The following is a 14,274-nucleotide window of genomic DNA, read 5'->3' on the forward strand; positions in this document are numbered from 1 at the left end:
GTTTTTATATTGTGATTGTATTTATTACTTTTTCATCTTTTTCTACTTTAGCTTCTTTAGTTAATTTTTCTATTTTCTCTTGATATTTATTTTTTAATAATTGTTCTTTTATAGTTTCTTTAGAATCTTCAAATGGTGTTTGTTCATTTACTTTGTCTGTTACTTTAATTATATGGTATCCATATTGAGTTTCAACTAAGTTAGATATTTCACCCTTTTTCATAGAAAACGCTGCTTCTTCAAATTCAGCTACCATTTGACCTCTTGAGAAGAATCCTAATTTACCACCATCACTTGCTGAAGCATCTTGTGAATATTTCTTTGCAACCTTTGCAAAATCTTCACCTGATTTAACTTCTTTAAGGGCTTCTTCAGCTTTTTTCTTGGCTTCTGCCTTCTTCGCTTCTGAAAGTGGCTTATTGTTATCATCTACTGTTTTTAATAAAATATGAGAAGCTTCTACTTCATCTTTTTTGAATTCATCTTTATGTGTATCATAGTATTTTTTCATTTCTTCATCTGATATTTTAGTTTCTTTAGTAAAATTAGCTTGATAGTTTTGCATAGCTAAATCTTTTTCTTGTTGGTCTTTTAAAAATGTATCATCTATACCTAATTTTTCAAGTTGTTTTTTATAATTTTCATCTTTACTCATAGCGTCTTTTAAATCTTTAAAACTTTTTTCAACATCTTCTTTTTTAGGAAGTAAGTTATCTTTTTTAGCTTGTGAATATATGACTTCTGTAGTTATAAGTTGTTCAAGAATTAAGTCTTTAAACTTGTCCTTATACTTTACTCCTTTTTCAACTTCTTTGTCCCAAATGTCTTTTCCATAAGTTTGTTCCATAGAATCTTTATAAAGAGCTATAGTTTTTTTAAATTCATCTGATGATATTTTTGTACCATTTACTGTTGCTACAGTTCCATCTGTGCTTGCGCTACAAGCTGTTATTGATACTACAACTATCATAGCTATTACTAACGTTATTACTTTTTTCAAATTTAAAACATCCCTTCTTAAATTTACAAGTTATTTTACCTTGCACATTTTTTCTAACAGTTCTTCTAATTCTGTAACTATATTATAACCTATTTTTTGTTTAGTTCTATACTTTGTTATTGGAACTAATAATATTTCATCTTTCACTTGTCTAATTTTTTCTATTTTTAATATCTTACACAATGATTTTATATAAGCTATTGTAAGTAGTGTTTGTACTGGTTTAGGTATATCAGAGAATCTATCTTCAAGTTCTTCTTGTATATCCAACATATCTTCCCTATTTTCAATAGAAGCAATCTTCTTATACATTTCAATCTTAATCAATTCATCCTTAATATAATTGTCTGGAATATATGCATTTACACTTAAATCTATTTCAACATCAATTTCCTCAACAATAGGCTCACCTTTAACCTTTTTGATTGCATCATTAAGCATTTTGACATATAAATCATAACCTATGACTGCCATATGACCATGTTGTTGAGAACCTAAAATATTTCCAGCCCCTCTGATTTCAAGGTCTCTCATAGCTATTTTAAAGCCTGATCCAAATTCTGTAAATTCCCTAATAGCCTTTAATCTTTTTTCTGCTATTTCACTTAAAGTCTTATCTTTTTCATACATGAGATATGCATATCCTTGTCTGGAACTTCTTCCAACCCTACCTCTTAACTGATATAACTGAGCTAATCCCATTTTATCTGCATCGTATATAATCATGGTATTTGCATTGGATATATCCATACCTGTTTCTATTATTGTAGTACACACTAGCACATCATAGTCTTTATTTAAAAATCCTAAGATTATATTTTCTAGTGATTTAGAAGTCATTCTTCCATGTGCAACAGCTACTCTAGCATCTGGCACAAGCTTTTGAATCATACTTGCCATTTCTTCAATATGTTCAACTCGATTGTATACGAAGAATACCTGTCCACCTCTGCTTAATTCTCTTTCTATTTCATCTTGAATTACGCTTTCCTTACTCTCAGTAACATACGTTATTACAGGATGTCTTTCTTGCGGGGGTTCTTCTATAACACTCATATCTCTTATCCCACTTAAAGACATATGTAGAGTTCTTGGTATAGGAGTTGCTGAAAGTGTAAGAACATCTACTGTAGATTTAATTTTCTTTAAAGCTTCTTTGTGTTTTACACCAAATCTTTGTTCCTCATCAATAACTACAAGACCCAAGTTTGGTAAATTTATATCTTTAGATATTATTCTATGAGTACCAATTAAAATATCTACTAACCCTTTTTTAGCATCTTCAATAATCTGCTTTTGTTGCTTTGGAGTCTTGAATCTACTCAAAACTTCCACTCTCAAAGGATAATTTTCAAACCTTTCTTTAAATGTATTGTAATGCTGTTGAGCCAGTATCGTTGTTGGTACTAATACTGCAACCTGCTTTTGGTCCATACATGCCTTAAAAATACTTCTAATTGCTACTTCTGTTTTTCCATAGCCAACATCTCCACAAACAAGTCTATCCATTACTTTACTTGATTCCATATCATGTTTAGTTTCCTCTATTGCTTTTAATTGGTCTTCTGTTTCTTGATATGGAAACAAGGATTCAAACTCTGCCTGCCAAGGTGTATCTTTTGAAAACTTATACCCTTGTATCTTTTCACGTTTTGCATAGAGTTCAATTAAGTCTTTTGTCATATCTTCAATTTCTTTTTTGACTTTTGCCTTTGCCTTTGTCCACTCATTTGTTCCAAGCTTATTTAACTTAACTTTTTCTACCTCTGCACCAATATATTTTTGTACTTTATCCATCTGATCTATTGGTACATATAAATTATCTCCACCTTGGTAAACTATTTTCATGTAATCTTTTTTGATGGCGTTAACTGTAATCTGTTCAATTCCTGTGTATCTACCTACACCACTATTTTCATGTACTACATAATCTCCAACGCTTAAATCTAAAAATGACTCTATCTTCTTTCCTTTTTTGGCTTTTTTATTACTAGTCTTAGAGGCTCTCTTATAGACCCCTATCATTTCATTATCTGTTATAACAACAAATTTTATGGATTTATACTGAAAACCACTATTTATATGTGCAGGTACAATTACAATTTGAGAAGATTTAATTTCAATATCTCTATCTTTAGAAACAGTTGTTTCTAAGCCTTTATCCAATAAATCTTTTCCTAATTTATTTGCTCTTTCCAATGTATTTGTAGCCAAAATTATTTTATAGCCATTGTATTTCAGCCGATTTAATTCTTCTACAAGTAAGTCTACTTTTCCATTAAATGTAGGTACTTCTCTACTTTCAAAATTTATTATGGATTTTACAGAAAAGTTATTTATAGACTTTGGTAATAGTGAATTTAAGACTACAGACTTGTCTTTTACTAGGTACTCTAAATCTGTATAGTGGTATAATAGTTTTCCTTGATTTTTAATAGCTAAACCTCTTTCAAGGTTTAATTTGTAATTTTCTCTAAACTCATTTAAGTAATTTTCACATCTTTCCTTAAGTCTTGTTATATCATTGATAAATACTATTGCATCATCTGCTAGATAAGTAAATATACTTTTGTTTTCTTCTGGATAGATATAATCTATATAGTTTTCTACACCTTCAAAATAGGTCTTACTTGATATATATTCTATATTTTGAAAGGTTCCTTCATCAGTATTTTTAGTTGTTTCTTTTTTTAATCTAACTAATGCATCTGTAGTTTTTTCTGGATAAATAAATTCTCTTGAAGGGGTTATAGAGAATTGTTGTAATTTATCAATTGATTTTTGAGAAAATACGTCAAAAGTTCGTATGGAATCTATCTCATCATCAAATAATTCCATACGAATCGGATTTGTATACTCAAGCGAGAATACATCAATAATTCCACCTCTTATACTAAATTGACCAAACCCCTCTATTTTTGAAACTCTTTCATATCCTAAGGAAACTAACTTCTCAGTTAATTTTTCTAAATCTAAACTATCCCCCACTTTGTAATGAGACACACTATCAAGTAAAACTTGTTTTGGTATATATTTTCTTAGAACGGCTTCAATAGAAGTCACTAAAATTATTTTTTCTTTCTTTGCTAGTTTTAACAACACCTTTAATTTTTTTGCTTCTTCGTTTCTGTCCTTTGCATCTAAATGATAAAAGTAAATATCTTGAAACCCTAAATATTCGACCTTATCTCCAACATAAAAATTTAAATCTTCATATACTTTTTTTGCTTCTAAATCACTACTTGTGATAAAAATCATTTGTCGTGACAAATCATTAAACATAGAATATGATATATGAGGTTTTTGTACTGGTAAAAGTCCATTAACCAATAATGAGCCTTTTGTATTTTTTATGCAGTTTATTATATCTTTATACTCTTTTGAGTTCTGCAAAGGATATAAAAAAACATCATTCATTTAAATCTCCCTCTCACTATCCATTGTATTTGTTCATAGACATGTCTATATTTTCTCTTATTATTGAGTCAACAGCACACGCCGCTTTTTCTAGTGCTTCATTTATATTATCAGATTCTTCTTTTCTAAATCTAGAAAGTACAAAATCTGCTAAGTCTTGGCCAACTTCTGGCTTAGATACACCTACTCTTACTCTTGGGAAATCATTTGAACCTAAACACTTCGTTATAGATTTCATTCCATTATGAGTACCACCACTTCCTTTTTTTCTTATGCGTATCTTTCCAACATCTAAATCTATATCATCATACACTACTACTATATTATTTAAATCTACCTTATAATATTTATATATATCTATTAATGTTTCTCCACTTAAATTCATATAAGTTTGTGGTTTTACTAGTAATACTTTTTCAGTACCTACTCTACCTTCGCCAATTAAAGCTTTGTGTTTTATTTTAGTAACACTAATGTTGTATTCTTTTGCAAGAATATCTATGACATCAAATCCAACGTTATGTCTAGTCTTTTCGTATTTTTTTCCTGGATTTCCTAACCCTACTACTACGTACATTTTTTACCTCCTGTTATAGAAATTTATATAACAAACTATAATAAAAATCAAATATATTATACTCTGTAAATATTATTATAATTGTCGCTAGAGAAATAAATGGTGTAAAAGGAATTTGTTTTTTGATATTTATATTTTTAAAAATTTTAATTACATATAAAATAACAAAAAATAAAAATGCTAAAATAAATGATAAAATTATCACATAAAATCCATAGTTATTTCCCAATGCAAAGCAACATAAGCTATAGAGACCTACATCTCCATAGCCTAATCCTTTTGTAAATTTAGCAATAATATAAGGTATAATAAAACCTATTGCCAGTCCAAATATATGACTTATATAGTCAATTTGCACTATATTGCAAAAGATTAAAAAAATTACACCTTGAACTATTATACCACTAACTATTGTTATATCATATACATATATTGTGTAGTAGTCTATAATAGATATAATTATTAAAAATGGAATCAATACTATATATTGTACACATTCTGTACTAATCCCAAATTTTAGATATATTAATACAGATAAAACTACAGTTACTATGTAAATAAAAAGCATATTATACGAACTTTTCTTTAATCCATCACAAAAAATATATAAGGATTTATTTATCAAATATGCAAAAAATAAGGAAATTATTATTATATACTCCATAGTCTACAGTACTCTGTAGTAGGGTTAATAATAATATTGTCCTTATTGATTACTTTAATTCACTTTTATAAAAATTAAAATCACATTAAATTTAACTATCCTCTACATAAGTATAGAAAAGTAAAATTCAAGTAATTGTCTTCCAAATAAAATTGTTATTAATGCTCCAATTGATATAAATGGCCCATAAGGTATAACAGAATTGTATTTCTTTCCCTTTATCTTGCTCAAAACTATCACACAAATTCCATATACTGCCCCTACATAAACACTCAGTAAAGCTGTTAAAAGACCATTTTTAGCACCCATATATAAGCCTAACATTGCGAATAGTTTAATATCTCCTCCACCCATGCATTCTTTTTTTATTATGAATTCAATTAGAACTACTATAAGCCAAACGCTTCCTCCACATACAAAAGCACCTATAATAGAATCTTTAATTGAAACTTCTTTTAGTAGAAGATTAAAAATTATAGCAAATATAGCCCCAAAAACTAGTATCCTATCTGGTATTATAAAGTGGTCAATATCTATAAATGTTATTACAATTAATAAAGATACAAGAACCAAATAATAAATAGTTGATATGGATATTCCATAAACCATAAATACTGTTAAAAATAAAATTCCTGTAATTAACTCTACTATAGCATATCTACTAGAAATTTTCTCACCACAATATCTGCATTTTCTCCCACTCATTAAATAGCTAAAAACTGGTATTAAGTCCATAGTCTTTAATCTAGTATTGCAACTCATACAATGAGATGGGGGACTAGAGATAGATATACCTTCTGGAATCCTAAAAATACAAACATTAAAGAAACTTCCAAATACTAGCCCAACTACAAATACATATAAATTAACGACTATAATTTCCATTATAACTTACTCCACCTATCATTCTAGTCATAAATTCTTGGTCAGTACATCTACTAAGTGCCATATCTTTTGTAATCTTTCCATTTTTATAAAGTTCCATTAAATCTTGATCCATAGTTTTCATACCTGCTTTAACTCCAGTTTGTATCATATTTGGAATTTGATATGTTTTTCCTTCTCTTATTAGATTTTTTATTGCTGGTGTTGCAAACATCAATTCAATTGCAGCTATCCTACCCTTCCCATCTGATGTAGGAAGTAATTGTTGTGATACTACCCCTTCACACACTGTAGACAATTGAGTTTTTATTTGTTGTTGTTGGGCTGGCTGGAACATGTCCACTATTCTGTCTATTGTCTTAGCAGCACCAACTGTATGTAGTGTTGAAAATACTAGATGTCCTGTTTCTGCGGCTGTTAACGCTATTGACACAGTCTCAGGGTCTCTCATTTCCCCTATTAGTATTACATCTGGGTCTTGACGTAAAATAGCTCTAAGAGCTGAGTGAAAACTTTCTGTATCAGTTCCTACTTCTCTTTGGTTTACTAAACTTTGTTTATGGTGATGGACATACTCTATTGGGTCTTCTAGTGTAATTATATGTTTTTGTTGCGTTTCATTTATTATATTTATCATACTTGCAAGTGTTGTACTTTTACCACTTCCTGTAGGTCCTGTAACTAAAACCAATCCTTTATGTCTTTCAGTAAAAGATTTTATGTTTTCTGGAAGTCCTAGTTTCTCAAAAGTTGGTATTTCTGCTGTTATAGTTCTTATTGCTATTGCATAATTTCCTTTTTGTCTATAGGAGTTTACCCTAAATCTTTCTCCAGTTTTTAGAGAAGCTGAAAAATCAGCTTCTCCATGTTCTTCTATTACTTTAAACATAGATTCCCCTGCTATGTCTTTTGCCATTTGCATCGTTATCTCTGGTGTCAAGATTTGTTCACTTAGCTTTACAAATCCACCTTTTACTCTAGCTACAGGATTTGTACCAACTGTTATGTGTATATCTGATGCATTTAAACTTATTGCTTGCTCTAATAAATCATAAATATACATAATATTTATTCTCCATATCTTTTATTAATTTACTTATTTTTTTAGTAATAAACATACAAAGTTATTTTATTACTTATTAGTTTATACTAAGTTATAGTTTTGTGTTTAGTTTACTTTTTTGTACGAACTTATGTCATGACTAATTGAAATTTTATCTTTTATGTCATAATTATCTAATATATTTGAATCTACATTTATATTAAATTTAACTTTAGCTTCAACTTCATATTTTGAATTTGAGTTTTCTTCAACACCTAATCCAAGAATATTTTTTTGTCCACCTTTAACTTCTACCTCTTTTATTCCATCTTTATCACCAGTTACTACTAAACTTAACTCTGCCCCTGAGCCATTTTCTTTTAATTCTGGCCAGCTTTCTTTCGTCATGTCGTAGTCAGCTTTATAAAAAGGTATTTTTATAGTAGCGTCTTCTGTTTTATCAACTTCTTGAGGTTTTAATTCCTTCAGTCTACATTTTATCTCCGCTAAAAGCTCATTTTGTATATAATCAAAAGTTGTTATCAAAGTCATATTATCATATTTAACAGGTATTTTCTCATAAGACATACTTTTTAACTGATTACATTGGTCTGATATCTCATATAGTAACTCTTTATATTCCAAAAAATCTTCTGCTGTATTTTTATTTCCACTATATATATTCTCACTTAATTTTTCAAATTTCCTTACATTATTTCTCAAGTGAACCCTCAAAGCATTAAATCCTTCAGTTTGATTTGGTAAGAGTTTTAACAAGTTTTCTAATGTATCCCAGTTACTATTCCAACCATATCTCTTCCCATTTATTATAGGATTTTGTATTAAGTCATAATATTGTTGAGAATCTGGAATTCCATCAGATATTTCTACTTTTGGTTCATCAATATGAAATGTATGTCTGTATTCAATCATATTTTGCATTGCCAAAGAAATACTATCTAAAGCTTTATAAGTGTATGAAAATGTCCCATTTAAATGTTCATTTTCAACTTTATTTCCTTCTAAAAACATTTTTAAAAGAATATCATTATTTACTAACTTTGCCTGAAGTAATGTAGTTGAATCTATATCTCCAACCAAAATACTTTCATTTATTTTACTGATATCTCCAGAAGTATAAGTCTTACAAATTCTTAATGTAGAATCTCTATGTGAAAGAATAGTTTCAGCTATATCTTCAATATCCCTATCCTCAAATATATTTAAACCCTGTAATTTTTTTAACTCTATACTAGCTTTTTCTAAATCTGGAGCAGCTTTATTTAAATAGAACTTTATATTATTCATATACCCAAGTCTCTCCACTGGAAGATTTTCCTCATCTTGATTATTAAGTTCCAAACTTGATATATTTCTTAATGCTGACCTTGATATTGATTTTTCTTGATTTTCACTTTTAAGTTCATTATCTATTTTTTCAAGCTCATCATACAATTTTTCATATGCTTTATCAACACTATTTTCCACACATGTATCTGCTAGATACTTGGCCTGTATACCCTCATTAGTAGTCTTTGTAGATTTTATTCTATTAGCTATCTGATTTGAAAATGTCAATCCAACAATAGAAAGCAATGCTACTACAACCAAAACTAAAACTAATGCCGCCCCTCTTTCGTTTTTTATCTTATTATACTTCCTCAAAATCTCACCCCCAAGTAAAATTATTTATCTTTAAATATTTCAGTTACAATTTTAACTTCTTTTTTACTTGAATAGTCATTCATGCTTTTTCCCGTTGCAGTTATTTTGTATATTTGACCACTTTTATCATCTACAATAACCTTTACTTTGTTTGTAATACTTTCCTTGTCAATTATATTTCCGTCTTTATCTTCTACTGTTGTAATCTCTTTATATGGAGTATCATATAAACTCACATCATCCTTGTTAAGTACTTTATCATATACGACTTTGTTTGATTTATCTATTAATTTTTCATATTCCACTGTTCCATCTTCTCGCTTATCCAGACTGTCAAAATCAAATGTTCCACTTTTTATTTTCTCTCTTAAGTTCTCTATTTCACTTTGAACATAATTTAAGGAACTTATATCTGCTTCATTTTTAGTGTTGGCCTTTTCATTAGTATTGATAATATTAAAAAATGCAAATAATATAATTCCCATAATCGCCATAGCTACTAATACTTCAATTAAAGAAAATCCTTTTTCATTACTCTTTTTACTCATATTTTATCAACCTACTTATTTTTTAAATAAATTCCCATTTACCCAATTCTTGACATAACATCAAATGTATAAGTCTTATTATTTAAATCACTGCTTTTCTGGCCTTCTTGAGCTGATTCATTATAATATACACTTACTGTATAAATAGATTTATCAGCTTGTTTTTCTATTTTAAATGGCGTTTCCTTCATTTCTTTATTGTTTTGAACTAATGGTTGATTAGAAATTATTTCTTCTCTAAGTGCATCTTCAGTATTAGTGGTATTTTCTTGAATTCTTGTTACATAGTATACTCCTGTATTGTTTTTGGTATCTATAGATACTTCATACTTTACTGTATTATCTGGAGTTTCTATATTGTATTCATAGCCACTACCTGAACTGTTCTTTGTTACATCCTTACAGTTTTCTAAGTCTCTATTTAAATATTTATTAATTAAATTAATATTTACTTGAGCATCTGTAATGATTTGTTGTTTTTTTACTGCTGATGTTATACCATTAAATACTTTATAAGAAATACTTAAAACTATAGTCAATATAAATACAGCTACTATTATTTCTAATAAAGTAAGACCTCTTTCATTGTTTTTGTACAAGCTCATCACCTATCTTTAAAACCTATTTGGTTTTATTTTGCACTAGCTTTAAATGGATTATATTTTCCTGGTCTCCACGAAGATGGATTATCTGTATCAAGTACCATTGTAGTATTTTCTTTAGTATACATTATAAATTTAAATGTAGCCTCTACTACACCTTCTGCTTGTGGAGTTACTACTTCTTTTTTTGTTTCTTTTTCTGTTGCAGCTCTAAGTACACAAGTGTTACATAGATAACTTGTTGACCTATCTAAAAGTTTGTCATTTTTAAGAATTTCTCCTTCTTTTATCAATGGACAGTCATTATATAAATGCCATTTATCTTCGCCTTCTACCCAGTATATTTTTGTATCTTTATTTATGTTCACATTTTTAATTAAGTCTTTATTACTTGTTGTCTCTTGTTCTTCTTTTTCTGGCTCTATATATGAAGTCATAGTATAGTCTAATATCTGAGTAACATTTTTTTGCTCTTCTAAATAAGCCATCAATTTTTTAACATTTCTATAGTCCCCTCTAACACTTATCGTTGTTGATATTCCATAAAAATGTTCATATTCTCTAATATTTCCAACATCATAGCTAGTTAAGTCAATATTATATGTTTTCATTTTCTTGTCTAAACCAATTAGAAACAGACCATCTTGCATATCATATAATAGGTTTTTACTTTTTTCATTTAATTCAGTTTCAATATTTTTAAGTTGTTTTTCATATTTTGGCATAAGAGCTGTTTTCTCTTTATATGTATTTAGTTTTTGTGTAGCTTGTTTTACAGAATTTTTTGTAGAAACATATTTCTCATATTGTGGATAAAGTCCAAAATATCCATAGGATAAAATAGCAAGTAAAATTACAACTTTTATAAGTATTCCCTTTAGACTAACTTCCATTTTAAATATATCTTTTATATCTTTTTTAAATATGTCCTTATTCATTAGTTAATACACCTTCTTTCAGGTATAATGTCATATTAAATGTATAGTTGGAATTCTCTTCATTGCTTTTTATGCTATGCAGTTTAACATCTTCAAAATAATACAAGCCCTTTAATTTATATAAAAACTGACCTACATAAGAAGAATCTTTAGCATTTCCTTCTATGTTTATAACATTTGGTATCTTATCATATAATGGTGTTTTATCATCTTTATCTGTATCAGCACTATCAGTTCCACTATCTCCAGTTAATGCTTCTGACACATTTGTAGTCTTATCTTCATTTAAATCACTGCTGGCTTTATCTCCATCACTACTACTTTTTGTATTTGATTTTGTTTCATTACTACTTGATTTATTTGTGGTAGTTTTATTGTTATTTGAGTTCTCAGTTTTATTAGTAGTTCCAAGATTTTGATAAGTCGTTGATAAACTCATTAGTTCAACTCTACTTGGAGTATTTTTATCTATATCATCCAATAGATTTTCCCATTTTACCTTTTTCCCAATTAACATATCATATACCTTTATTTCTTCTGTTTTACTTTGTATCATTTTTTCTATATTTCCAATTTGATAGTAAGCAGACTCAATATTTCTTATTTCATCATTTACATTTTCAAGTTCTTTATTAGCTAAACTGTTTGAAAAAATTAAACATAAATATGGAATAGAAATCACTAAAATAACCACAGGTGCCATTTTCATTACACTTTTTATTTGTTTAGCTTTCATTTGTTTTCTAAGTATATCTATTGGTAGAAAATTTATATTTTCAAAATCTTTTTTGTCTTTAGGCTCTATCATACAACCTAAAAGTTCTACAATTGAATTTATATCATCTTCATCTATATCACCAGATACCATATCAGCTATATCCATTATCTCTGTAAGACCTTGAGAAACATAGTTTGAAAATGCAGAACTAAAAGCCTCATAAATTAATTTATTAGAGTACCTTTTCCCCAATATCAATATAGTGTCTGTTACCTTACCAAAGTTTCTTGACGAATAGTAATTCATAAGTCCTTTTGACTCTTCGACCACATTTAATAATTGCATTTCCATATCTTTAGCAGTTATTCTTATTGGTATATTATCACTAATAAATAAAGTATCTTTTTTATATATGTTTATAATTGTGCTATTATCGCTTATATTTGTCACCATTATATCATTGTAATCTAAATTCTTGAGAATTCTTAAATAAGCTGTTGATAATGTATCTATTCTATCCAATACCAAATCAAATTCATGTATTATATCTACAATTGCATTTATTTCTTCTTTCTTTATAGCCCCAATAATCAGATTTAAACTAGCCTCTTCACCTTCTGACCTATCAGATATCTCACTAGATACTTCATATGAAAATACATACTCATCTGATTCCAGGGCCATCATTTCATCCATTTCTAGCTTCATAAATCCATCTAAATCTTTTTTATCCATCTTAGGCAACTTTTGAGGTTTTAGAATTACATCTCTCGTATTCAAACAAAACACTATGTGTTTTGATTTTAACTTTACATTTTCTAATGCATATCTCAATAGAGCATACTTTTCTTTAGAAAAATCTTGAGCAATATCCTCTATTGAAAATACATTAAAGTTTTTTATATAAAATTTATCTTTATCATGTTTGTATCTGCCTTCAACTATGGATATAGAATCACCATAATATGATACATAAACCTTATTCATTTGTTGTTTTCCCTCCTACATAGCATCATATATACTAAGCATTGGCATGAATATTGATACAACCAGTACCGCAACTATAATACCAACTGCAATTATTAAAACAGGTTCTATCATTGATGCCATTCTATTTAGATAAATTTCGGATTCATATTCATAGAATTCAGCCATCTGTCTACTTATGTTCTCTAATTCCCCTGTCTGTTCCCCTATAGCTATCATCTGCACTAAAACTGAATCAAAATACGTATATCTTTCTAAGTTTTCTGCTAGACTTTCACCTCTTGTTATTCCATCTTTTGCTGATGTTAAAATCTTTTCTGCCATAGTATTATTTACACTATCTATAATATAATCGAGCCCTTGAACTAATGGATACCCAGTTGATACAAATAGATACAATGCTCTTGAAAATCGTGTAGCCACCATACAGTTTATACCTTTTCCCAATACAGGAATTTTATTTATAACTCTATCCTTTTGAGCTCTACCCACTGGTGTTTTTAGATACTTCTTAAATTGGTAAATAGACAGTATAATAACTAAAAGTACTATTGGCCAAAATGTCTTCATAAATGTACCAAATCCCATAACAATCCTTGTTACAAGTGGAAGAGTAGCACCTACTGTTGTGATTGAATTAATCATCTTAGGTACCATAAATGCTGTAAATATAAAAATCATTATAAATGAAGAAATCAAAACTATTAATGGGTATGTAGCTGCATTTCTAAGCTTTTGCTTAACTCTATGCTCACTGGAATAAAATGAAGCCATACTTTTTAATACTTCATCTAGTTTACCTGTAGCCTCACCTGTAGCCACCATAGCACCAAGTAACTTTGGAAACTTAGACTTTGGTGCAAGCATTGAGTCAGCAATAGTAGAACCTATTTTTATCTCTGCTACTATACGATTTATTTCTTCTCTTAATGTAACATTAGTTGACCTTCCTGCTAATGTTTCTAATCCAGAAATACTATTTATACCAGAAGATACTATAATAGCAAACTGTCTGCAAAAATGGCTTATTTGGTCAGCTCCTAAGTCTTTTTTTCTCTTTCTAGAAGATATATTTATATTTTTACTTTTACTTTCTTTGATTTCAAGAACTCTAAGATTTCTTTTTCTAAGAAGACTTTTAGCTTCATTAAAATCATTAGCTTCAATCACATCAGTTTGCTTTTTCCCATCCTCTTTTATTATTGTATACTTAAAACTTTTCATAATATCA

The 14,274-nt window shown here is 28.5% G+C and carries 12 protein-coding genes; all 12 read right to left on the reverse strand.

Going from position 1 to position 14,274, the window contains the following annotated elements; genetic code table 11:
- Nucleotides 1–4: 4 nt before the first annotated feature.
- The 12 genes from IR151_RS15750 to IR151_RS15805 all read right to left on the reverse strand — a co-directional run bounded on the left by IR151_RS15750 (nucleotide 5) and on the right by IR151_RS15805 (nucleotide 14,267).
- Nucleotides 5–1,000, reverse strand: a complete 996-nt coding sequence (locus IR151_RS15750) for a peptidylprolyl isomerase (protein ID WP_227436302.1) — start codon at nucleotides 998–1,000, stop codon at nucleotides 5–7.
- 30 nt (nucleotides 1,001–1,030) lie between these two features.
- The gene (gene mfd, locus IR151_RS15755) at nucleotides 1,031–4,417 is read right to left on the reverse strand and encodes a transcription-repair coupling factor (protein WP_227436304.1); all 3,387 of its coding nucleotides are present in this window, start codon (nucleotides 4,415–4,417) and stop codon (nucleotides 1,031–1,033) included.
- Nucleotides 4,418–4,433: 16 nt separating this feature from the next.
- A complete protein-coding gene (pth, locus tag IR151_RS15760) occupies nucleotides 4,434–4,994 on the reverse strand; it encodes an aminoacyl-tRNA hydrolase (RefSeq protein WP_227436306.1) in 561 nt (186 codons plus the stop codon).
- A 13-nt stretch (nucleotides 4,995–5,007) separates the two neighbouring features.
- On the reverse strand, nucleotides 5,008–5,658 hold the full coding sequence (locus IR151_RS15765; protein WP_413927206.1) for a prepilin peptidase: 651 nt from the start codon (nucleotides 5,656–5,658) through the stop codon (nucleotides 5,008–5,010).
- Between the two features lie 102 nt (nucleotides 5,659–5,760).
- The gene (locus tag IR151_RS15770) at nucleotides 5,761–6,543 is read right to left on the reverse strand and encodes a prepilin peptidase (RefSeq protein WP_227436310.1); all 783 of its coding nucleotides are present in this window, start codon (nucleotides 6,541–6,543) and stop codon (nucleotides 5,761–5,763) included.
- Nucleotides 6,524–7,606 (reverse strand): type IV pilus twitching motility protein PilT, encoded by a 1,083-nt coding sequence (locus IR151_RS15775; protein ID WP_227436312.1) that lies wholly within the window; start codon nucleotides 7,604–7,606, stop codon nucleotides 6,524–6,526. The genes IR151_RS15770 and IR151_RS15775 overlap by 20 nt, the downstream gene beginning before the upstream one ends.
- Nucleotides 7,607–7,711: 105 nt before the next feature.
- A complete protein-coding gene (locus IR151_RS15780) occupies nucleotides 7,712–9,250 on the reverse strand; it encodes a hypothetical protein (RefSeq protein WP_227436315.1) in 1,539 nt (512 codons plus the stop codon).
- Between the two features lie 20 nt (nucleotides 9,251–9,270).
- A complete protein-coding gene (locus IR151_RS15785) occupies nucleotides 9,271–9,798 on the reverse strand; it encodes a prepilin-type N-terminal cleavage/methylation domain-containing protein (protein WP_227436318.1) in 528 nt (175 codons plus the stop codon).
- Nucleotides 9,799–9,836: 38 nt separating this feature from the next.
- Nucleotides 9,837–10,403 carry a prepilin-type N-terminal cleavage/methylation domain-containing protein gene (locus IR151_RS15790; protein WP_227436320.1) on the reverse strand — a complete coding sequence of 189 codons (567 nt, stop codon included), beginning with the start codon at nucleotides 10,401–10,403 and terminating at the stop codon, nucleotides 9,837–9,839.
- Between the two features lie 26 nt (nucleotides 10,404–10,429).
- Nucleotides 10,430–11,338: a type 4a pilus biogenesis protein PilO gene (gene pilO, locus IR151_RS15795; RefSeq protein WP_227436321.1), complete on the reverse strand. Its 909-nt coding sequence runs from the start codon at nucleotides 11,336–11,338 to the stop codon at nucleotides 10,430–10,432.
- A complete protein-coding gene (locus tag IR151_RS15800; protein WP_227436323.1) occupies nucleotides 11,331–13,043 on the reverse strand; it encodes a PilN domain-containing protein in 1,713 nt (570 codons plus the stop codon). Before IR151_RS15800 ends, pilO begins: the two co-directional genes overlap by 8 nt.
- A 15-nt stretch (nucleotides 13,044–13,058) precedes the next feature.
- Nucleotides 13,059–14,267, reverse strand: a complete 1,209-nt coding sequence (locus IR151_RS15805) for a type II secretion system F family protein (protein WP_227436325.1) — start codon at nucleotides 14,265–14,267, stop codon at nucleotides 13,059–13,061.
- Between the last annotated feature and the right edge of the window lie 7 nt (nucleotides 14,268–14,274).

It is taken from the genome of Clostridioides sp. ES-S-0006-03, from assembly GCF_020662275.1.
In the GTDB taxonomy this organism is placed as follows: domain Bacteria; phylum Bacillota; class Clostridia; order Peptostreptococcales; family Peptostreptococcaceae; genus Clostridioides.

Bases quoted from the DNA above. Each gene is read 5' to 3' on its own strand.
- mfd (WP_227436304.1), bottom strand. From the start codon at position 4,417: ATGAATGATGTTTTTTTATATCCTTTGCAGAACTCAAAAGAGTATAAA.
- pth (WP_227436306.1), bottom strand. From the start codon at position 4,994: ATGTACGTAGTAGTAGGGTTAGGAAATCCAGGAAAAAAATACGAAAAG.
- IR151_RS15765 (WP_413927206.1), bottom strand. From the start codon at position 5,658: ATGGAGTATATAATAATAATTTCCTTATTTTTTGCATATTTGATAAAT.
- IR151_RS15770 (WP_227436310.1), bottom strand. From the start codon at position 6,543: ATGGAAATTATAGTCGTTAATTTATATGTATTTGTAGTTGGGCTAGTA.
- IR151_RS15775 (WP_227436312.1), bottom strand. From the start codon at position 7,606: ATGTATATTTATGATTTATTAGAGCAAGCAATAAGTTTAAATGCATCA.
- IR151_RS15785 (WP_227436318.1), bottom strand. From the start codon at position 9,798: ATGAGTAAAAAGAGTAATGAAAAAGGATTTTCTTTAATTGAAGTATTA.
- IR151_RS15790 (WP_227436320.1), bottom strand. From the start codon at position 10,403: ATGAGCTTGTACAAAAACAATGAAAGAGGTCTTACTTTATTAGAAATA.
- pilO (WP_227436321.1), bottom strand. From the start codon at position 11,338: ATGAATAAGGACATATTTAAAAAAGATATAAAAGATATATTTAAAATG.
- IR151_RS15800 (WP_227436323.1), bottom strand. From the start codon at position 13,043: ATGAATAAGGTTTATGTATCATATTATGGTGATTCTATATCCATAGTT.
- IR151_RS15805 (WP_227436325.1), bottom strand. From the start codon at position 14,267: ATGAAAAGTTTTAAGTATACAATAATAAAAGAGGATGGGAAAAAGCAA.